The sequence below is a fragment of the Rhodohalobacter sp. 614A genome (assembly GCF_021462415.1).
Lineage (GTDB): Bacteria > Bacteroidota > Rhodothermia > Balneolales > Balneolaceae > Rhodohalobacter.
Genome location: NZ_JAKEDS010000001.1, coordinates 19,512 through 41,717, shown reverse-complemented (window position 1 = coordinate 41,717; position 22,206 = coordinate 19,512). Strand labels below are relative to the sequence as shown.

Annotated in this window: 17 protein-coding genes and 1 tRNA gene; 13 read left to right on the top strand and 5 right to left on the bottom strand. The window is 41.9% G+C overall.

The genetic code is table 11. The annotated features are described in order from the left end of the window. Nucleotides 1-2: 2 nt before the first annotated feature. A complete protein-coding gene (locus tag L0B18_RS00140; RefSeq protein ID WP_234567059.1) occupies nt 3-467 on the bottom strand; it encodes an RrF2 family transcriptional regulator in 465 nt (154 codons plus the stop codon). 222 nt (nt 468-689) lie between these two features. On the opposite strand from L0B18_RS00140, the gene purL reads away from it, so the two are divergent. Continuing rightward, nucleotides 690-2,927: a phosphoribosylformylglycinamidine synthase subunit PurL gene (gene purL, locus L0B18_RS00135; RefSeq protein ID WP_234567058.1), complete on the top strand. Its 2,238-nt coding sequence runs from the start codon at nt 690-692 to the stop codon at nt 2,925-2,927. Between the two features lie 100 nt (nt 2,928-3,027). On the opposite strand, the gene L0B18_RS00130 is transcribed toward purL, so the two are convergent. The 3 genes from L0B18_RS00130 to rocD form a co-directional block, all read right to left on the bottom strand. Next, entirely contained in the window at nt 3,028-3,927 is a 900-nt protein-coding gene (locus L0B18_RS00130; protein ID WP_234567057.1) for a c-type cytochrome, read from the bottom strand. Nucleotides 3,928-4,105: 178 nt separating this feature from the next. Further along, nucleotides 4,106-5,434: an L-lysine 6-transaminase gene (gene lat / locus L0B18_RS00125; protein ID WP_370647514.1), complete on the bottom strand. Its 1,329-nt coding sequence runs from the start codon at nt 5,432-5,434 to the stop codon at nt 4,106-4,108. Nucleotides 5,435-5,570: 136 nt separating this feature from the next. After that, nucleotides 5,571-6,806, bottom strand: a complete 1,236-nt coding sequence (gene rocD, locus L0B18_RS00120) for an ornithine--oxo-acid transaminase (protein ID WP_234567055.1) — start codon at nt 6,804-6,806, stop codon at nt 5,571-5,573. A gap of 181 nt (nt 6,807-6,987) precedes the next feature. Here rocD and L0B18_RS00115 point away from each other — a divergent pair. Together L0B18_RS00115 and L0B18_RS00110 are read left to right on the top strand one after the other, a co-directional pair. After that, nucleotides 6,988-7,060, top strand: a tRNA-Met gene (locus L0B18_RS00115). 264 nt (nt 7,061-7,324) lie between these two features. Next, nucleotides 7,325-8,032 (top strand): M48 family metallopeptidase, encoded by a 708-nt coding sequence (locus L0B18_RS00110; protein WP_234567054.1) that lies wholly within the window; start codon nt 7,325-7,327, stop codon nt 8,030-8,032. Between the two features lie 18 nt (nt 8,033-8,050). Here the strand turns inward: L0B18_RS00110 and L0B18_RS00105 are convergent, their stop codons facing one another. Continuing rightward, nucleotides 8,051-9,658, bottom strand: a complete 1,608-nt coding sequence (locus L0B18_RS00105) for a histidine kinase dimerization/phosphoacceptor domain -containing protein (RefSeq protein WP_234567053.1) — start codon at nt 9,656-9,658, stop codon at nt 8,051-8,053. Nucleotides 9,659-10,148: 490 nt separating this feature from the next. Here L0B18_RS00105 and L0B18_RS00100 point away from each other — a divergent pair, with 490 nt between their 5' ends. The 10 genes from L0B18_RS00100 (at nt 10,149) to L0B18_RS00055 (ending at nt 22,190) form a co-directional block, all read left to right on the top strand. After that, the gene (locus L0B18_RS00100; RefSeq protein WP_234567052.1) at nt 10,149-11,585 is read left to right on the top strand and encodes a sodium:solute symporter family protein; all 1,437 of its coding nucleotides are present in this window, start codon (nt 10,149-10,151) and stop codon (nt 11,583-11,585) included. Nucleotides 11,586-11,587: 2 nt separating this feature from the next. Continuing rightward, nucleotides 11,588-12,037 carry a GNAT family N-acetyltransferase gene (locus L0B18_RS00095; RefSeq protein WP_234567051.1) on the top strand — a complete coding sequence of 150 codons (450 nt, stop codon included), beginning with the start codon at nt 11,588-11,590 and terminating at the stop codon, nt 12,035-12,037. Between the two features lie 148 nt (nt 12,038-12,185). Further along, nucleotides 12,186-13,259: an alanine racemase gene (locus L0B18_RS00090; protein WP_234567050.1), complete on the top strand. Its 1,074-nt coding sequence runs from the start codon at nt 12,186-12,188 to the stop codon at nt 13,257-13,259. Between the two features lie 6 nt (nt 13,260-13,265). Beyond that, complete coding sequence (locus L0B18_RS00085; RefSeq protein WP_234567049.1) at nt 13,266-13,910, top strand: peptidoglycan DD-metalloendopeptidase family protein; 645 nt, start codon at nt 13,266-13,268, stop codon at nt 13,908-13,910. Between the two features lie 47 nt (nt 13,911-13,957). After that, complete coding sequence (locus L0B18_RS00080) at nt 13,958-14,458, top strand: DinB family protein (protein WP_234567047.1); 501 nt, start codon at nt 13,958-13,960, stop codon at nt 14,456-14,458. Nucleotides 14,459-14,499: 41 nt separating this feature from the next. Beyond that, a complete protein-coding gene (locus tag L0B18_RS00075; protein ID WP_234567046.1) occupies nt 14,500-15,639 on the top strand; it encodes an amidohydrolase in 1,140 nt (379 codons plus the stop codon). 90 nt (nt 15,640-15,729) lie between these two features. Then, nucleotides 15,730-16,905, top strand: a complete 1,176-nt coding sequence (gene alr, locus L0B18_RS00070) for an alanine racemase (RefSeq protein WP_234567045.1) — start codon at nt 15,730-15,732, stop codon at nt 16,903-16,905. Between the two features lie 494 nt (nt 16,906-17,399). Further along, nucleotides 17,400-18,401 carry a carboxypeptidase-like regulatory domain-containing protein gene (locus L0B18_RS00065; protein WP_234567044.1) on the top strand — a complete coding sequence of 334 codons (1,002 nt, stop codon included), beginning with the start codon at nt 17,400-17,402 and terminating at the stop codon, nt 18,399-18,401. After that, the gene (locus L0B18_RS00060; RefSeq protein ID WP_234567043.1) at nt 18,334-20,685 is read left to right on the top strand and encodes a hypothetical protein; all 2,352 of its coding nucleotides are present in this window, start codon (nt 18,334-18,336) and stop codon (nt 20,683-20,685) included. Before L0B18_RS00065 ends, L0B18_RS00060 begins: the two co-directional genes overlap by 68 nt. 41 nt (nt 20,686-20,726) lie before the next feature. Further along, nucleotides 20,727-22,190 carry a SusD/RagB family nutrient-binding outer membrane lipoprotein gene (locus L0B18_RS00055; protein WP_234567042.1) on the top strand — a complete coding sequence of 488 codons (1,464 nt, stop codon included), beginning with the start codon at nt 20,727-20,729 and terminating at the stop codon, nt 22,188-22,190. Nucleotides 22,191-22,206 lie beyond the last annotated feature (16 nt).

Genomic DNA, 22,206 nt, shown 5'->3' with positions numbered 1-22,206 from the left:
CATCATTTAAAAGACGGTACTCCATTCGAAAATTGCAAACGAAGATCAAACCAGGCTTGAGTCATGTTTTTATCAATAGACTCAAAGGTTGTATTTCGTAGCCACTGTTCAATTTTTTTTCGCTCAACGGACCAAAATTCATGGAAAGGGCAGGGTTCAATGTGTCCGCATCCATCAATGCCCATAAAACACTTGTCGAAAAATTCGGTGCCATCTATCGCCGCTATGACATCCATCATGCTGATTTGTTCAATGGATCTGGCCAAATAAACACCGCCATTCAAACCTCTTCTGGAATTGAGAATGCCGGGTTCTTTTAGCTTTGCCAATATTTGGGAAAGGTAGGCGGCGGGACAATCTAAAGATTTTGATAAATCAGAAGCTGAAACAGCTCCCTCTCCGGTGTGCTTGGATATCGCAATAATGGCTGAAATGGCGTACTGAGCACCTTGGGAAATGAGCCGCATGGAGATAATTTTTAAATCACATATTTAAATTCGAATATTGGCATTAGATTTTACTGCCTTTTAAATTCACAAGCAATACGAAGCGGTATTTTAGATGCGATCTAAACAACAAGGCGAATGCTTTTTGAAAGTGAAAAAGGGTCATATCAGGTTAGAGCCTTTTCTTAAATAATTGTACCTTTTAACTTTCGAAATTAATGTAAATCCATCACTCCAATCGGAATGTCGAATACAACCATTCAGGAACCCGAAGTTAATCTTGAATTAGTAAAAGATCACGGGCTAACAGAAGAAGAATTTGAGATGATCAAAGATTATCTCGGCCGAACGCCAACCTTTACGGAATTGGGTGTTTACTCCGTGATGTGGAGCGAGCACTGTTCCTACAAAAACTCCATTCTTGAAATCAAAAAACTTCCCCGCGAAGGAGATCAGCTTCTGGTAGGTGCCGGTGAAGAGAACGCAGGTCTTGTGGATATCGGTGATGGGTTGGCGTGTGCATTTAAAATTGAAAGCCACAATCACCCTTCTGCTATTGAGCCTTACGAAGGAGCGGCAACCGGTGTTGGTGGAATCCACAGGGACATTTTTACGATGGGAGCGAGACCGGTGGCTTCTCTGAATTCACTCCGTTTTGGGGATATGAAAAACCCACGCGTTCGATATCTTCTGGATGGCGTTGTTCGCGGAATATCTGATTATGGTAACTCTTTTGGGATTCCAACTGTTGGCGGTGAAATCTATTTTGATGAGGCCTACGAAGGAAATCCGTTGGTAAATGCAATGAGCGTTGGGATTGTAAGAGTAGGCGAAACAGCATCCGCCATTGCCAAAGGAATTGGAAATCCGGTATTGATTGTGGGATCGAGCACGGGAAGAGATGGAATTCACGGGGCAACGTTTGCATCAGAAGATATTAGTGAAGAGAGTGAAGCCAAGCGTCCCAGCGTTCAGGTGGGTGATCCGTTTACAGAAAAACTCCTCCTGGAAGCAAGTCTTGAGGCTCTGAAAACCGGCGCTGTTGTGGGGATACAAGATATGGGAGCGGCAGGAATTGCGTGCTCATCCTCAGAAATGACGGCGAAAGGCGGACAGGGAATGAAGATGGATCTCGATAAAGTACCTATGCGCGAAGAAGGTATGACCGCTTATGAACTTCTTCTAAGTGAAAGCCAGGAGCGCATGCTCATAGTTGCTGAAAAAGGCCGCGAACAAGAAATTATTGACGTCTATGAGAAATGGGATTTGAATGCCGTTGTTGTGGGCGAAGTGGTAGAAGGCGATCGCGTAACTTACTGGAAAGACGGGGAAGTGAAAGCAGATATGCCCGCAGATTCTCTTGTGTTGGGTGGCGGAGCTCCTCAGTATATACGTGAAGCGAAAAAGCCTGAATACCTGGATACTGTTCAGCAGTTTGATACTCACTCACTTCAACATTCCGATGATTTTAAAACCATTGTTCTGGATTTGCTGAATGCTCCAAATATTGCATCCAAGCGATGGGTTCATGAACAGTATGATACCACGGTTCGGACAAATACCGTCAATGCACCTGGCGCTTCCGATTCGGGACTGGTTCGAATCAAAGGAAGCAAAAAAGGGTTGGCAGTAAAAACCGATTGCAATGGACGATATGTATATTTGAATCCCAGAAAAGGCGGGCAAATTGCCGTGGCCGAAGCAGCCCGAAATGTAGTTTGCAGTGGCGGTAAACCGGTGGCTATCACCAACTGCCTGAATTTTGGAAATCCCTACAAACCCGAAGTATACTGGACATTTAAGGAAGCTCTGGGCGGAATGGGCGATGCTTGTCGGAGATTGAATACACCCGTCACAGGTGGAAATGTGAGTTTTTATAATGAAAATCCAAAAGGTGCCATTTTCCCAACTCCTGTGATCGGAATGCTTGGAATTGTGGAAGACGTTGAGAAACACAGAATGACGCCCGGTTTTAAGAATCATGATGATGTGATTTTATACGTCGGCGCTAAACGAAAAGGTCTTGGAGGCAGCGAATATTTGAACACCATTCATCATCTTACAACAGGGGATGCGCCAGATATCGATCTGGATTTCGAAGCAAATCTTCAGGAAGCACTTTTAGAAGCCATTCAATCCGGAAATGTAACGGCCGTTCATGATGTATCCGATGGCGGCCTGGTCGTGACACTTTCAGAAATGGCTCTTTTTGGAAAGAAAGGAGCAGAAGTATCCCTTGGTTCTTTTGAGGGATCAATCCATGAAATTCTGTTTAGTGAAGCACAATCCGGCGTTGTGGTTTCTTGTGATGCGTCGCAGGTTGAGAGTGTAATCGATCATTTCCAAAGTGCAGACATACCTGTTACTAAACTTGGTATTGTTACAGGCTCAGCCCTTAAAATTGACGATATCCTTTCATTAGACATTGATGATATGAGCAAGAAGTACGAAGGAGCCATTCCTGAAGCCATGAATGTGTAGCTCCCTTTGGTACATCATTAAGGATAAACCCGTCAGTCTTTGTTTGTAATCACCATGCTGTTGGTTTTGGAACGGGAAGATTTCTTGTTGATAAAACGAACTATCGTGTTCCGGTTTCCTTTATAGGAAGAGATCGCAAATATGTGAAAAGACCTTCAAGTTCTTCGTCTGTCATGGATCCCAACATTTGCCAGGGCATGTAAGGTTGTGTGAGTTCTTTCCCTTCCGGGGTAACCCCGGTTTGCATAGTTGATTTGAAGTCATCAACTGTCCAATTAGCTAGATTTCCTCCGGGGGTGAGGTTTGAGGCTTCCGGCCAGTCTGGTGGAACACCGGGAATAGCGCCGCCGCCAAATCCTGCTCCATGGCAGCCTGTACAGGTTACAGCGAGGTATTCACCAACTTGTAATGGCGTTCGATTTTCAATCGGTTCAGGAACAGGATTGTTATGATCAATCAAACGGGCCGGAACAAGATGCATACCGCCGTACATATATAGGAATCGTGCCAGCATCCCGACTTCTGTTTCCGGTAAATTGCTATTCACCGGTTCAACACTTCTGATATAAGACATGAGTGCTGACAGATCGTTTTTGTCAATCGGATTATATTCATGAGACGGCATAAACATGGCGGGCTTACCGTCTTTTTTTACACCGTGACGAATAGACCGGATTAAGTCGCCATCAGAATAGTCGCTGCCAATGCCTCCCTGGCCAGTCGTAATATTTGTTGCTATGAGTTTACCAAGAGCAGGATCATCTATAAAAACAGCCCCACCCAGGTTATCTCCATGACACTCAAAACAACCACGAACGGTAGCTACATGCCTTCCATGCGCAATGGTTGAAGAGTCGGTAGAAACTTCAACCATTTCAGGCTCAATATCATAAACTTTGTTGAAGTGTTGTTCAGTGATAAAAAAAGTAACTGCAACAAAAAGAAGCAGTAATGCCACTAAAGTCCCCAAGGTTACCCCAATCCACTTGAGTAATTTCATAATCCAACCCCATCTATAATCTGACTGTAAAATTGAGTAAAAACTCAGACGATAGTAACAACAAGAAATTTAAGATACAAGTGTCCGGATTGGTTAGGATTGTAATTTAGAGAGAGTCTATATAACCAATATTAACAGGTAGTTGTTGGATGCCAATGATGGAATAGGAAGTCCCTAATCAGAGAATTGTTTTAAGGCTCTTTTTAAGAATATCCATTCCATCATCAATGTGATTTTTTTGGATGGTAAGTGGGGGGCGGAACCGGATTGTTTTTGTTCCGCATCCAAGAATCAGGAGCTGATTTTTAAAGCACTCTTTTTTCAGTGCATCACGGGTTTTGGTATCCGGAAGATCAATAGAACAAAACAACCCTTTGCCTCTTGGATTACTCAATTCTTTATAATCATCTGCCCACTCAGTAATTTGATTCTGCAGATACGCTCCGGTTTTTGCAGCATGTTCTACCAGATTTTCTTCTTCGATGACTTCAAGAATTCGGTCGAAACGAACCATATCCACGAGGTTGCCACCCCAGGTCGAATTGATTCTTGATGACACATGAAAGCAGTTTGTTTCGATATCGTCAATTCTTTCGCCGGCAAGAATACCACAGACCTGAGCTTTTTTCCCAAATGCGATGATATCCGGCTTCACATAATACTCATGAGCCCAAAACTTGCCGGTTAAGCCTACGCCCGTTTGTACTTCATCATAAATCAGGAGAGCTTCAAATTCATCGGCCAAATCACGAAGCCCCTGATGAAATTCTTTCCGGAAATGATTATCGCCACCCTCTCCCTGAATCGGTTCCAGAATAATGCAGGCTATGTCATCTTTAAATTCTTCAAAATAGTTCCGGGCCTGTGCGAGTGCTTTTTTCTCACGTTCTTCAGCATCCCGAAGGTGCTCTTCTGTCAAAGGAAACTGAACGGTGGGATTGTCGATTCTGGGCCAGTCGAATTTTGGGAAGTATTTTACTTTATTGGGATCTGTATTGGTGAGAGAAAGTGTGTATCCGCTTCGTCCGTGAAAGGCCTTGTTCAGGTGCAGAACTTTGTGGCCTTTTTCAGTTTTATAACCCTTTTCGAAATTTTTTTGGACTTTCCAGTCAAACGCTACCTTCAGTGCATTTTCTACGGCAAGTGCACCGCCGGAAACGAAAAAAGCATAGGGCAGATAATCCGGAATTCCCACTCTCGAAAAAGTCTCAACAAAATGGGCCATCTCTTCGGTGTAAACATCCGAATTGGAAGGTTTGTTGATGGCAACCTGGCCAAGCTTGGAAACAAAATCAGGGTCACTGGCCATTCGCTCATGGTTCATCCCAAGAGGATTGGAGGCAAAAAAAGTAAAGAAATCGAGATATTGATTTCCTGATTTAGAATCGTGCAGGTAGGCGCCGCTGCTTTCTTCAAGGTCAAGAACTAAATCATATCCATCTATCAGAAGGTGCTTTCTTAATACAGAATGTACATCAGTGGGGGTAATGTTTTTTTTATCAGACATCATAGCAATTTATTCTACTTCAATTGCAAGCTACCAAATAAGAGGTATTGCCTCAATAGGCTATAACGTTTTTAGGCTGCAAATAGCTTAAATGAATAGAGAAAATTGCGCTTGTAAATTCTTCTCTAATAGAATGTTATTCCTTGTTTACTGTAAAGTTTAAAAAGGTTTTTCGGATGATTTGGATGCACTGACCAAGCTCTTCCTTATTTATAACCAACGGTGGGGCAAACCGGATAATATTTCCATGAGTCGGTTTGGCAAGGAGTCCGTTCTCTTTTAACAGAACACAGATATCCCAGGCGGTTGAGCTGTCCGGTCCATCATTGATTTCCACAGCGTTCAACAATCCTTTCCCTCTCACCTCTTTGATGAGGGCACATTCCGTTTTCAACTCATTCATTTCCTGCCGGAAAAGTTCTCCAAGCTCAAAGGCATTTGCTGTCAGGTTTTCTTCTTCTACAACTTTTAGCGCTTCAATAGCTACTCGGGCAGCAATGGGATTTCCCCCAAAGGTTGAACCGTGCTGGCCCGGTTTAATGACATTCATAATTTGTTTATCCGCCAATACCGCAGAGACAGGATACACACCGCCGGAAATTGCTTTTCCTAAAATCAACATATCAGGTTTTACATCCTCGTAATGGCAAGCCAGAAGTTTTCCGGTTCGGGCAATTCCGGTTTGAATTTCGTCTGCAATAAACAGCACATTCTTCTTTTTACAAAGTTCAGAAGCTTTTTTCAGGTAACCATCGTCCGGAACCAAAACGCCTGCTTCTCCTTGCATTGGCTCCACAAGAAAACCAGCTACGGATTCATCATCCAGGGCCGATTCGAGTTGATCAAGATTGTTATACTCAATGCTTATAAAGCCGGGTGTATAGGGGCCAAAATTGTCATGCGCTTCAGGATTACTTGAAAACGAAATGATTGTTGTTGTTCGCCCGTGAAAGTTGTTTGTACAGACAATAACTTTGGCTTCATTTTGAGGGATTCCCTTTATCTCATATCCCCATTTTCGGCAGATCTTTATAGCCGTTTCCACAGCTTCGGCGCCGGTATTCATGGGCAGTACGTTTTCGAATCCAAAATAGTCAGTTACAAACTCTTCAAAAACGCCGAGTTGGTCATTGTAGAAAGCCCGGGAAGTGAGGGTTAATGTTTCTGCCTGCTCTTTTAAAGCACCGATAATACGCGGATGGCAGTGGCCCTGATTTACGGCAGAATAGGCAGAAAGAAAATCAAAATATCGATTCCCCTCCGGGTCCCAAACGAACACACCTCGACCCTTTGCAAGCACAACAGGAAGGGGATGGTAGTTATGAGCTCCGTAATTTTCTTCGAGGGCAATAGCTTCTTTAGAAGAAATCATATGTAAACATGCATTCAATTATCAAAACAAGCTTTTAAGATAGTAATTTAACCAACCGTGTTCGATACTAATTTTAAGTTTTTTTCTTGACATGGAGAGGTGAAGAGTTGTATATTATAAATCTCGTTAGAAAACGAAATGAGACATTGAAAATCGATTTCGTTTTTGATGAAATTCACATCGCGGGGTGGAGCAGCTGGTAGCTCGTCGGGCTCATAACCCGAAGGTCGCAGGTTCGAATCCTGCCCCCGCCACTATTTAGAATAAGGCTCAATTGTTTTCGCAGTTGGGCCTTTTTTTGTAAAATCAGGTTGAAATAAATTCTCCTTTGTTGTTCGTAACCCTCAATTTGATTCTGTTTAAAATCTCTTCATCCATCTATTCATACTCTTCAAGCAGTTGAGAGATTGCAACGAAATGGTACAGAAGATGAAATTTCGGCAGTTTTAAAAATGATGATCTTGTTATCAAAAAGAATGAAAGAGAATCATTGTGATGGATTGCATAATGTTGAGTGAATGAGAAAAGCCAGAGATCAAATAAAAGTTGCTGAATTTACTGTTGAGGTAGAGAGGAAAAACATTAAGAACATTTATTTGCGGGTTTGCCCACCTGATGGAATGGTAAGATTATCGTCTCCAAAAAATGTTTCTACGGAATCCCTTCAGCAATTTGTCATTTCAAAGGAAGATTGGATCAGGAAAAAAATCAAGAAGGTTCAATCACAAGTCCGAACGCCGAAGCTTGAATATGTAAATGGAGAAAGCCACTATGTGCAAGGCCGGAAGTATAGCTTACATCTATTTGAAGTAGATAGAACACCGGGCGTATTGCTTCGGGATAACGGGTTTATGGAATTGTACGTGCGGCCGGGCAGCAACCGGGAAAAACGAGAAAAAGTTTTGAGAGAATGGTATCGCGAAATGTTAAAAGATAAGATTCCTCAACTGATTGCCCGTTGGGAGCCTGAACTGGATGTAGCGGTAAAAGAATGGGGCGTAAAAAAGATGAAAACCCGATGGGGAACTTGTAACACAAAAGCCCGGCGCATTTGGCTGAATCTGGAGTTGGCAAAAAGGTCTGAAGATTTGTTAGACTATGTGGTGCTGCATGAAATGGTTCACCTGAGGGAGCGATTACACAACCATCGCTTCAGGTCTTTTCTGGACAAGCACATGCCGGATTGGAGAAACCGGGAAGAGGAATTGAAAAAGAGATTGCCTTAAATCAGAAGTACAATTCTTCTAATCACTTATGATGGAATGAAGCGGAATAGAGAATTCGAATCGTGTACCGTTCTTATTATTGCTTCCTATCTTCAATTCAGCTTTTAATTGATCTGAAAAATTATTGACGAGTGTCATACCCAGTGAATTGCTTCTTCGAAGATCTACATCTTTTGGAAGGCCCGATCCGTTATCACTGATATCCATATACATTCTATCGTCCTGAATAGATGTGAAAATCTTTATTTCGCCATCCTTCGCCTTATTGAATGCATGTTTGTGTGCGTTGATCAGAATCTCACTTATCATCAATCCCAGGGGAATGGCTTTGGCCATATCCAGATGAATGTCTTCAATTTCATAGGAAAGATTGATGATTTTATTGCTGTCTCTGAAGGACCGGTGTGTGACCTCCGCAATATTCTCGATATAATCTTTAAGACTGATTTTTGAGAAATTCTCGTTGTTGTAAAGCGCCTCATGCGCCAGAGACATCGTGCGAATCCTTGATTTAGAAATCTTCAGCAATTCCGCCACCTGTTCGTCTTCACTCATTGTTTCCTGGAGTTCGAGGAGGCCGTGAACCTGTGCAAGGTTATTTTTTACACGATGTTGAATTTCTTTAAAAAGAATATCTTTTTCTTTGAGAGAAACCTTCAATTCCTCACGACTTTTAACCAGGTCAGACGTCCTGGTTTCAACCTGTTCCCGAAGGTTATTATTCCAACTGTGGAGTAAATATATTGCCGCATAACCAGTAACCAGTATCAGGCCGATTGATGTCCATGTAATGATTTGAAAGGCTTCCAGAGAGCCCATGATATCAGAAACCAATACCATATTGTTGTTGCCAACAGTTTCACGAACATTCAGCCTTCCCAATAAATACCCGGAGAAAATAAAAAGAGCCAGTGTTAAAGCCACACTGACTACAGAGCCATAGATCCATTTTGGCGATACTTCTTTTTGTGGAGGCAGACTGAGGGTTGACCTTTTCTTTCTTTCCACCCAAGGGGATAGAATGAATAGAAGAGGTCCTAATACCAGAATGGATTGGAAAAAGATACCCGTCCACCAGCTTTTCCATACAATGAGCGTATCTTGTGCAGAAAGCTGTAAAAAGAAACTCCAGATAAACGATCCCATAGAGCTTGCAAGTGCAGCGATGAACGATATCACAATAAATGCGGCAATACTCTTAAAGCTGCGAAGAGTGTAAGGGATGCGAATACTGTGATATGCAAGTGCAAAAAATCCCATCCCAAAAATGAAAGACATTCCAATGAGGGAAGCCCACAGCACGGTAATTTCAGACATATAGGCTACTATAAACGTACAGAGATAAACCGGAATAAAACCCCACTCAAACCCAAACCAAAAAAGTAAAAGCATCCCAAGGATAAGAGCCGGATTCAGGATAAAGAAATTTATAATTTCAACTCTGTCCGTTGTAAGTGTAAGCCATTCCCGATTCATCAGATCGGCTGTAAGAAAGAGAGAACCGGCTATTACAATAAGCCAGACAATTAATGGAGCGAATAACTTTGCATCGTTGATCTTGTAGTTGGATGTTAAAAAGTCCAACGATACAGGCCGCCACGAGTAGTTTCTATTACTTATGCTCATACCTTACCAGATATAAGTGTTAACATAGTTAAATGGGATTGTGAATTCAGCCCCCGAAATTTTCACAAAGATATTTGAGTCAATCGTAATCAATAAGATGTCAGGGTCGCCAACTAAATTTATACTGGTCCAAACAAGGTTATCTTATAATAATTACAAATTCTTAATATTTAAGAATACAAATAATCTATGGATTTTTGATCAATTAATTTTAAAAAAATTTAACAAAAGTCCATGCACAGATGTTTTTAGAAGAATCAAAAAAGAGGTTTGCTGCGCGTTTACGATAATGAACGCCAGCTATACGATTTGCTCAAGGACGCCAATGGATTTGAAGACTCTCATGAAACTACAGCCTTTGTATGGTTTTAAAACCAAATCTGGTTTGAAGCTGGTTAGTTAAGCTTGTACCTTTACTATCTGCTGAAAAATGCTAAATCAATCAAAAAGAACAACCTGCGAGAACACTTCATCCAGCCACGGCTAATTCATGCACGTCATTGATCTAGGATTATTCTTAGTATATATCGTAGGACTGCTCGGATTTGGGTACTTCTTTTTTAAAAAGAACAAGGGAGGCGATGACTACTATGTAGGGGGCAGAAATATGAGTAGTTATCACATCGGCCTTTCGGTGGTTGCTACAGATGTGGGTGGCGGTTTTTCCATAGGGTTAGGGGGACTCGGTTTTACAATGGGGATTTCCGGTTCCTGGATGCTTTTTACAGGGTTAATAGGCGCATGGCTTGCCGCCGTTTTTTTAATCCCCAAGATAAAACAGAACCCGTTTTTTGATAAAGCCTATACATTTCCTCAACTATTTGAGCATTACTACAGTCCAAACGTTGCGTTAATTGCCGCAATTATTTCTGCCGTTGGTTATGCGGGATTCACAAGCTCTCAAATGCTTGCCGGCGCCAAGCTGGCGAGCGGTACGTTTTCGAACTTGGGGCTGGACACAGCGCTGTATATTATGGGAGCTGTGGCCGTCATTTACACAGTAATGGGCGGATTAAAAGCGGTGATTTATACCGATACCATTCAATGGAGCATCCTCATGACAGGACTGATTTTTATTGGCGTTCCTTTCGCGTACGTAGAAATTGGAGGAATAGAGGCCGTTCGCAGCACGGTCTCGCCCGAAATGCTTTCGTTGTTTAATCTTACCTGGCAGGATGCCGTTTATTGGACGGTGACGATTATCCCAATATGGTTTGTGGGAATGACCCTTTATCAGAGAGTCTATGCCTGCAAAGATGAAAAAACCGCAAAAAAAGCATGGTACATTGCCGGCTTGTTTGAATGGCCGGTAATGGCATTTCTTGGAGTTTTGTTAGGTTTATTTGCACGGGTGGCTGCCGATCAGGGAATGTTTGATTACCTCGGAGCTCAAAATATTGCCCAGACCGATCCTGAAACGGGTTTGCCGATGCTGCTGCGAACGGTTTTACCGGTAGGTTTTTTAGGTGCTATGATGGCCGCCTATTTCTCGGCAATTCTTTCAACCGCCGATAGTTGTCTGATGGCATCCTCAGGTAATGTTGTAACCGATATCATTGGCCGGTTTAAAAAATTCAATCCAAATAGCAGTATGTTTCTTGGTCTGTCGCAAATTGTCACGCTCATTATCGGGGTGCTTGCACTATTGTTGGCTGCCGCAATGGAAAACGTGTTGTCACTGATGCTTGATTCCTATTCATTCATGGTCTCAGGTTTGTTTGTACCTGTTATCGGAGCGCTGTTTTGGAGGAAAAGTACATCAGCAGGGGCAATGAGCGCCATGATTTCCGGGGGTACAACTACGCTTTTTTTGCGCTATCTGGAGATAGGGTTACCTTTTAATCTGGATCCCAATGTATTTGGTATTACTACATCCGCAATCTTTTTTATAACAGTGAGTTTGCTGACTCAAAAAAATCAAAAATAATTATGAACATTCACTATACACTTTCAGTTAAAGATGATGGAACCTCTCCATTTTCCAGAAATGAAATAGCGGAATTTTTACATAAGCATTTAGATCAGTATGGGGATGCAAAATCCGCTATCTTAAAATGTATCGGCTATGCTTATGGGGACAATCCCGGCCAGGATGGTTTTATCCTGATGGCCCATGATGAGGGCGAGATTTTGGGAGCTGTCATTATCAACAAAACCAATATGAGCGAGTATATCCCCGAAAATATTCTTGTTTACATAGCCGTACATAAGAAAACCCGGGGAAGAGGGGTAGGGAAAGAGTTGATGCAACGAACCATTGATGCAGCGAAAGGGGACATTGCTTTGCACGTGGAGCCGGACAATCCGGCTAAATTTTTATACGAAAAATTTGGTTTTATCAACAAGTACCAGGAAATGCGGTATTCAAGCAGCAAATAAAGGACCGATCACAAACCCAAAAATGAGAATCGAATGATCAATTCATGTGGTATGAGATACAAGCTACAGGATACAAGTTTCAGAACATTCAAAAGCTTGCATCCTGAATCCGTACTCTTGTTTCTTGCATCCTGAATGACGAAGCAATATGGCCTATTTAAAACTCTACAGAGAGGAACTAAAGCATAATTTTAAATTCCTGGATCAGCTATTTAAGGAAAATGACATTAAATGGGGAATTACCACCAAGCTATTTTGTGGTAATCGTGCTTTTCTGAATGAGGTGATTGATTTGGGAATTGGTGAAATGCACGACTCCAGGATCAGTAACCTGAAAGTTATAAAAGGGATTGATCCTGAGACGGTAACGATCTACATCAAACCGCCTCCAAAAGATATTGTCAGAGATGTGGTGAAGTATGCCGACATTAGCCTGAATACCGAACTTGCGACTCTTCATGAATTATCAGAAGAAGCAGAAAAGCAAGATAAAGTCCATAAAGTGATCATCATGATTGAAATGGGGGATCTTCGGGAAGGAGTGATGCGTGAGGATCTGATCAACTTTTATGAGAAAGTTTTTCGCCTGCCGGGAATTGAAGTAGTTGGGCTGGGTACAAACCTGAATTGCCTGCACGGTGTAATGCCCGACGGCGACAAATTGATTCAGCTGGCACTTTATAAACAGATCATCGAACTGAGATTTAAAAAAGAAATTCCACTGGTTTCAGGCGGCACTACGGTTACCATTCCATTGCTGTTAAGAAATCAGCTTCCGAGTGGAATCAATCACTTTAGAGTTGGAGAAGCTCTTTTCTTTGGGAAGAATTTATTTACTGACGGCGTTATTGAAGGGATGAGTGACAGGGTTCTTGAACTTTATACCCAAATCATTGAATTGTCAGAAAAACCAAAAGTGCCGATGGGCGAATTAGGTGTTAATCCGCAGGGACGGACCACAAAAGTAGTTGAAGAAGATGTTGGTAAAACGTCTTACAGAGCCATTATCGATATTGGTGTCCTCGATATCCAACCGAATTATCTGGTTCCGGTAGACGACAACATTACCATCTCTGATGCCAGTTCAGATATGCTTATATTGGATGTAGGATCAAATCCGAACGGGTATAAAGTTGGCGACACCATTCGGTTTAAACTTAAATATATGGGCGCGCTTGGGTTGATGAGCTCCGACTATATCGAAAAAAAAGTAGAAGATTAACGAACTATGGAGCTGTCTGAACTGCCATCATTTGGTTTCGAAAGCATTATAAAATCGGCAGTTAAAAAGATGAACACTCACCCGGTCATGGACTTGCCGGATGATTTCAGGATTATGGATCTCTCCTCAGGGTTTGACAGGGATTCGCTTACCGCTTTTATTAAATCCGGTGGTTGGGGGGTAGGTGGTTACCTGGAAACCCGGCAAATAATGTACGAGGCACCTCTTTATCAAAACCAGAGAAATATTCATATGGGAATTGATATTTGGGCACAGGCGGGTGAACCGGTTTATTCGGTCATGAATGGAGAAATTGTTTACTCCGAATATCTTGGTGAAGAAGGAAATTACGGCGGAACTCTCATCCTTAAACATGTCATTGAAGGACAGGAATTATTCGCGCTTTACGGTCATCTTTCCAAAAAAAGTCTTGAAACGTTTAAAGTAGGCCAAAAACGAAAAACCGGCGAACAAGTTGGCTGGATTGGTGATGAATCAGAAAATGGAAACTGGCCGCCTCATCTTCATTATCAATTATGTATTGAAGATCCCGGTAAAGCCGATATGCCCGGAGTTGTTGCCAAAAAGGATTTGATCGAAGGGAGAGAAAAGTATCCGGATCCACGAATCTTACTTGGAGATATTTATTGAGATTTTGTCGCTATTGGTTGAACTAAACCCATTCATTATTTTCGTACATGGAACTTCATCCACGCATAAAAGATGTACTCGATTTATTAGATCCGCCGAAAGGGTTTCAGCCCTGGCACGGCGGCCCTACATTAATGGGATGCTTAAGAGGGGTGGATGCGAACCAGGCCGCCTGGAAACCAACGCTTGATCGCAATTCGATCTGGAACCTGGTTTTGCACATGGCTTACTGGAAATATTCCATCATTCGAAAGTTGAATCCGGATTTTCCTAAGGGATTTGACCGGAGTCCTTCCAATTTCCCAGAGGTTCCTGAAAAGCTTACCCAAAAAAGCTGGCAGAAAGACAAAGATCTGCTCAAAAAAACACATCAAATACTGGTGGAAGAGATTATAAAATTTCCGCCCCAAAAACTGGATGATACCTGTCCGTCTAAGAAAGAGTGGACATATTCACAATTGATTACCGGCATCGCTGCTCATGATACGTATCACATCGGGCAAATACAGGTGTTGAAAAAGTTGTTTGCCGAAATGAACGGCAATTAAATTGCTAACAATCTTATCACTTAAGAACAGATATCGTTTTTATGAACCCTGATCTGATTGACTTCAGAAAAGAAATTCATCAACATCCGGAAATTTCTGGGAAAGAGGAGAAAACCGCAGCCCGAATCCAGGAAGAACTTCAGAAGCTCTATCCAGATGAAATATTTACGGACCTTGGTGGTTTTGGTGTTTTGGCTCATTTTAGATGTAAAAGCGGTCAGCCCCAAAAAACTATTTTATTTCGGGCTGAATTGGATGCCATTTCAGTTCGGGAAGAGACGGGATTGCCCTATCAGTCTAAAAATGAAAATGTCATGCATGGCTGCGGTCATGACGGACATATGACAATTTTAATCGGGCTGGCAAAAATGTTGAGCGAAAATCGTCCCGAGAATGTTGATGTCTACCTCCTTTTTCAACCTGCAGAAGAAACCGGGGAGGGAGCGGCAAGAGTTTTAGAGGATTCCAGATTTCAAAACCTTGAAATCGATCATGGTTTTGCGCTTCACAATTTGCCGGGATTCCCCGAAAAAACCATTATTTGCAAAGAGGATACATTTGCTGCCGGTTCCGTTGGAATTGAGGTTATCATCAAAGGTTCATTTAGTCACGCAGCTTACCCGGAAAAGGGGGTGAATCCGTCGGGAACGGTAGCCAACTTGGTTCAGAAAATGGAGCAGGAAATGGAGTGGTTTCGGTCAGATCGTAAGGGAAATAAGCTGGTTTGTACATTCATGAAAATGGGAGAAAGGGCGTTTGGCATTAGTCCGGGCAGTGCCAGCATTGGGTTCACAATCCGTTCGGAATCAGACAAGATTCTAGAGAAGGGAGTAAATCGAATCAAGGAAATGATTGATGGCCTTCGAGAATCTTTTGAAGGGGAGATTTCTTTGGAAGAAGTTGAACCCTTTCGGGCTACGGTAAACAGCCGTGATGGAGTTGAAATCGTTAAATGGGTTAGCGAAAAAAAAGGATTTAAATATCAAAACCTGGAACAGCCATTTCCCTGGAGTGAGGATTTTGGAGAGTTCCGCCGGCAGTTTCCAATTACGATTTTTGGTTTGGGAGCCGGAGAATACAGGCCTCCACTGCATTCTGAAAAGTATGATTTTAATGACGGGTTGATCGGGGTGGGAACCGGAATGTTTCGAGGAATAGTTGATTATTATTCATCATTGTAGTTTTTTGGAGGCCGAATCAGGAATTGCCATTGTATTCAGCGCTCAGCTCGCCAAGGTGATTTGTGTCACAAATAAGTTCTAAGATTGTTTATGAAAGAATCATTTCTACAGCCGTCGGTCATCGAACTCGACAAAGGCGCACTTCAAAATAATATTCAGTTCCTTAAAAACAGGGCGAATAATTCCGTAAAACTTTCATCAGTTATTAAAGGGAATGCCTATGGCCACGGCATCAGCCAGTTTTTGCCCATGGCAGAAGAATGTGGAATGAATCACTTTTCGGTATTCAGTGCGAATGAAGCACGTTTGGCACACAAAAGAAAAACGCGTCCCGACACCGACATTATGATTATGGGAATGATTCGGGATGATGAACTGGAATGGGCCATCGAGAATGATATTGAGTTTTATCTGTTTGAATTAGACCGTCTTGATTCTGCTATAAAAAGTGCCGGGAAGGTTGGAAAAAAAGCCAGAGTTCATCTTCAGATAGAAACGGGGATGAACCGCACCGGGTTTGAAGAGTCGAAATGGAAACATGTGTTCGAAAGCGTCAAAAAACACCCGAAAGAAATTAACCTGGAAGGAATCTGTACGCATTACGCCGGCGCAGAAAGTGTAGCCAATTATTACCGAATTGAAAACCAGGATAAGCAATTAAAAAAAGCTATCAAGCTTGCGCAGGAAATTCTTGGTTTTTTGCCTGTGATTCATGCATCCAGTTCGGCCGCCTATTTATCTCAACCCCATATGCATTACGACATGGCAAGAGTAGGAATTGCCCAATATGGATTTTGGCCAAGCCGGGAAATATACATGCATAATATGAAGTCTTTAGATCTGAAACAGGGAGAGGATCCGCTGAAAAGAGTACTTACCTGGAAAAGCGAAATCATGAATATAAAGTGGATTGACAGCGGAGATTTTATCGGGTACGGAAATGTATATCTCGCCGGGAAAAAAATGAAAATAGCAACCGTTCCAATCGGGTATACCCACGGGTTTGGAAGAAACCTGACAAATGCCGGTTATGTATTGACAAGAGGAACGCGTGCGGGTGTGGTTGGACTTGTAAATATGAATATGATTACCATCAATGTAACCCACATAGAAGAAGCCCGAAAAGGAGATGAAGTTGTTTTAATTGGAAAACAGGGGAATGATGAAATAACGGTGGCTTCTTTTGGAGAGATGACCAACAATTTAAACTATGAAGTACTTGTGAGGTTGCCTACCACGATTCCCCGAATTACTAAAACTAATTGATTTTCAATCTCTTCCAGGTAAAAAATTTAGAAGTATCGGGAAATGAACCCGATTTTTTTAAATCCAAGCACAGTTGTGAAGAATCATGAAGATTTATTTTTAGCTAAGTAGCGAGGTGTTTGGCTAATTTCATTTTTTGAAAGCTATTTCCAAAAAAATAAAAAAAGCAATTAAACAATTGATTTTATTTGGTTTATGATTTTTTCTTAAAGTTTATTTAGTGATTGTTGTCAACGTTAAAAAAATGTTATGCATTTTTGATGTATTTGTTAAAAAAAATATAAAACAGTTGAAATGGATTTAATCAAAGCATACCTTCTTTCAACCAGGACATTAGAGGATTATCCAAAAAAAAGGATTAATTCTCGAGGGCATTAACCTAAACATTTTTAGGCATCTTAAAAGAGTGACTATTCTGCATAGTTTAATATTTCCATTCTATTAAGGAGTTGCCCTTCTATTTCCTTTAACTAAAACATCAAACGAGGTCTTGTATGAATTATAAGCTACTCTCTGTATTAGTATTTGCCTTTCTCTTTTCATTTGATGCATATGGTCAGGTGACAGTACGAGGAACAGTTACTGATGCAAATACCGGAGATTCACTTCCCGGTGTAAATGTATTTATTGAACAAACCCAACAAGGGGATGCAACCGATATCGATGGTGAATTCGAAATTTCGGATGTTGAACCCGGTACCTATACACTGATGGCTACCTTTGTAGGGTACAATCAGTATGAAACCACAATTGAGGTTGGCTCTACAGATGTAACCGCTGATATCCAACTAACATCCAGCATTACGGCATTGGATGATGTTGTTGTAACAGCTTTTGGTTTGGACCGGGAAGAACGCTCGCTTGGATATTCTATCCAGGAAGTTAACGGTGACCGAATTGCTCAGGTAAGCCAGGATAACATTATTGGTGCACTTGCCGGGAAAGTTGCCGGCATTCAGGTTGTGGGTAGTTCAGGCGCTAATCTTGGCGGTTCAGAACGAATTAGAATTCGTGGTACGAATGGTCTTTCAGACGGACAACCTCTTTTTGTTGTAGATGGTACTCCTATTGATAATAGTTCTTTTGTCGTAAATCAAAGTGGGTCTACTACAGGTCGTGATCTAGGGAACTTGGCATCAGATTTAAATTTGAATAATGTTGAATCAGTATCTGTTCTGAAAGGTGCCGCTGCAGCAGCATTGTATGGAAACCGTGCATCAGACGGTGTTATTTTGATTGAAACGAAAAAGGGGCAAATGGGCGAGAATCAACCCATACGGGTAAACTTTTCAAATAGTACATATTTTGAAAATGTTTCTATACTCCCCGATTATCAGGATGAGTATGCAGGTGGATATTCTCAGAGCTTGGTAGATTGGGAAGATCCTGAAACCGGTGAAATGGTTAAAGGGTTAAACTACGCAGCTGATGAAAGCTGGGGGGCCCCGAATGGATGGGCAAATGTATCGTCCTTGGTGGTCATGGTATCATCATGACTTTACTGGTGATGGACAGGATGATTACGGGACAGAAATTCCTCTAGAAGCCAATCCGGATAATGTTCGAGACTATTTTGAAACAGGGGTCAGAATGACGAATAACCTCTCAATTTCCGGGGGATCAAGCAATGCTTCTTATCGTGTAGGGTTATTAAATACAAACCGAAGTGGTGTGCTTCCGAATTCGACGCTCGATAAAAATGGTGTTAATTTCAGTGGAGCATTAAGTCATTCCGACAAATTCACCTCAAGAATTTCCTTTAATTATGTCAATACGAGTGCAGATGGCCGACCGGCACTTGGTTATTCTGCTGTCCAGGGAAATGGGGTGCAATCTTTCAATCAGTGGTTCCAGCGCCAATTAGATATAGATAAGCTTCGGGATTACCGAACAAGTGAAGGCCTGCCAATGACCTGGAATATTCGTTCGCCAAGTGATCCGACTCCTCTTTATTGGGATAGTCCGTTTTTTGCAGCAAATGAAAACGTTTCGAATGATGATCGGGATCGCATATATGGGAATTATTCTATGAGCTATAATGTCAGCTCCAACATAGAGGTGACTGGTAAATTGCATCTCGATACATATAGCTTTACCGCAGAAGACCGTATTGCAACCGGAGGGCTGGAAGAGGATTGGTACTACGTAGCTCAACGTTCGCGGCGAGAAATAAATTACGAGGCCGGTGCACGCTATGAAGAAGACTTCGGTGATATTTCATTGAGCGGGTATCTGGGAGGTAATATTCGTACTGAGAAATACAGTGCGCTGATTCAGCAAACTGTTGGAGGGCTCTCAACTCCAAACTTCTTCAATATTGATGCGTCTGTAAACCGACCAGATGTATCAAACTATAATGAAGAGAAGCAGGTGAATAGTCTCTTCGGAACTGCTACATTTGGTTTCAGAGATTTAATTTACATTGATGGATCTTTGCGGAACGACTGGTCTTCAGCATTACCCGCAGATGATAATTCAAACCTTTATTACGGTTTGTCTGGAAGTTTGGTGTTTACTGAATTTGATGTCTTCAGAAATCAAAATATTCTAACCTTTGGTAAATTACGTGCTTCTATTGCTCAGGTTGGAAATGATCTGAATCCATATCAGGTGTTTACAACATACGACTCTTCGACTCCTTACGGCAGTCAGCCGACTCAATCTATTCCGAACACTTTGAATAATCCTAATATTGAACCTTCTGTTTCTTCAGACTATGAATTTGGGATTGATTTGAGGTTTTTAGGAGGACGTCTGAGAACAGATGTTAATTACTATAACTCTGTTCGAAAGAACGAAATTCTTGAGTTAACAGTACCCGGATCAAGTGGATTTAATGAGTCTATAGTTAATGCAGGCAAATTTACTACTACCGGATTGGAAGTAGCTCTTGGCGCTACAGCTGTTCAAACACAGGATTTTGTTGTAGAGCTGGACCTGAACTGGGCATCAAGTTATTCTGAAGTGAATGAATTGGCTGAGGGAATTACAACCCGAATATTAGAGAGCGCGTCTTTTGGTGCCGCATTATATGCTACAGAAGATGAAGAGTGGGGGAATGTTGTTACCACAGGTGGCTATGGCGGATATTCCATTCATGAGGGAACCGGAAAGCGAATTGTGAATGAAGACGGATCCTATGCTCTCGAATCTAATAAAGATATTGGCAACATCCTTCCGGACTGGACAGGTGGATTTAATTTAGGAGTAACCTATAAAAACTTCTCTCTCAATACATTTGTTGAATTCCAGAAAGGCGGGAAATTTTATTCCGCAGACCAGATGTGGGCCACATCAACAGGTTTAGCTCAAGGTACTGTGGGAGACAATACACTTGGAAATCCTGTACGTGATCCTGTGTTGAATTCAAGTGGAGAACAGGTTACTTCTGTTCCTCTAAATGAAGCAGCATCTAACTCAGGAGGTGCTTTGACGGAAGGTGTAGATGAAAACGGAAATGACGTTGCTTATTTGAGAAACGCCTCTGACTTCTTCTACGAACAGTATCAGAATAAGGAAGTGTGGCTTAAGGACGCGAGCTTTATAAAGCTTCGAGAGGTGAAATTGACCTATAATATTCCTTCGCAGGTTCTTGAATCACTTCCGATTATAAATGCCAGCATCGCTTTGGATATTCAGAATGCACTTATGCTTTATGCAAGTGAAGATGGCTATGACCCGTCTATTGTTCAGAACAATGGGAATGGATTCGGATGGTGGACTGGAGGAGGCCTGCCAGCCACACGGTCGATAGGTTTTAATGTTAATGTCGGTTTCTAAAACAATTTGGCATACTTATGAAATTTAAAAGAAATAAAGTTATGACTTTACTAAAAAAAGCAGCACTCATGCTGGCTGTATTTGGCCTGGTAATGGGATGCGACGATTTCGGAAACCTTAATGTGGATTCTAACAACCCTTCAGAAGTCAGGACAGATTTATTGCTCACCAATGCTGAACGTGAGATTAGTGATGTGGTTGGAGCAACAACCGGGGTGATCTGGACTCAACTGATGGCAGAAACTCAATACGAGGATGATTCCCGATATTCATCTGCTACCTTTGATTTTAACTCCTGGTACTATGGTCCTCTTAAAGACCTGCAAACCATCATTGAAGAAAATTCAAATGAAGACACAATGCAGGAAGCAGCAGCAGCAGGCAGTAATGCCAATCAAATTGCTGCGGCCCGCATTTTACAGGTATACTTTTATCATATGATGACAGACAGATGGGGAGCCATTCCCTATTCTGAGGCGTTACAGGGTAGAGAAAATTTTTCTCCCTCATATGATTCCCAAGAATCTATTTATATGGATCTTCTGAAAGAATTAAATGAAGCAGTGAGCCAGATGGATAGCGGTCCTGGGCCAACTGGTGATATTGTTTTTGATGGAGAAATGACTTCATGGGCACTGTTTGCTAACAGCTTACGCGCTAGAATCGCCCTGAGAATGGCTGATGTGAACCCGGATGTTGCTGCTCAGGAATTTACCGACGCAGTGAATGATGGATTAATCACCGAAGATGTTATGTATCCATATCTTGCTGATGCTGATAACGAAAATCCTTGGTATGGTCGTTTCAGAACTCGTACTGATTATGCCATTTCAGATGTTTTAGCTAACTACATGCTGAATTTGGATGATTATCGTGTTTTGAAATATGCGAATCCGGCACCAGTTGCAAGCAATAATGACGGTCAGGTAACATTCGATGAAATTATTGGTATGGACTATGATTCGCCGAACCCAGGAGATATCTTAAACTCATCCATTTCCTTTCCCGGTTCAGCAATCGGAGCAGGTGGTCCTGGAGTTGGGATACAAAATGCTCCTTTGCCGATTATCACTCTTGCGGAATTAAATTTTGCAAAAGCTGAAGCTGTAGAACGAGGATGGATATCCGGTAGTGCTGAAGAATATTACAACGCGGCTATCGAAGCGTCGTGGATGCAGTGGGAAGTTTACAATGAAACTAATTTCACTGCCTTTATTTCACAACCTGAAGTTGCATACAGTTCTGCAGATTGGAAAGAAAAAATTGGTAATCAAAAATGGGTTGCATTCTACCCTAATGGATACCAAGCTTGGGCAGAATGGAGACGATTGGATTATCCGGAATTAGAACCACATGATCGTGCTCTTAGTCCAGATAATGAAATACCTGTTCGTCATATGTATCCCAGTTCAGAAGAGGAGATAAACACCGAAAATTATGAGGCGGCTATTTCTGCAAATGGAGCTGATACTCCTTCCAGACATTTATGGTGGGATGTAAACTGATTTACCAGCTATTACA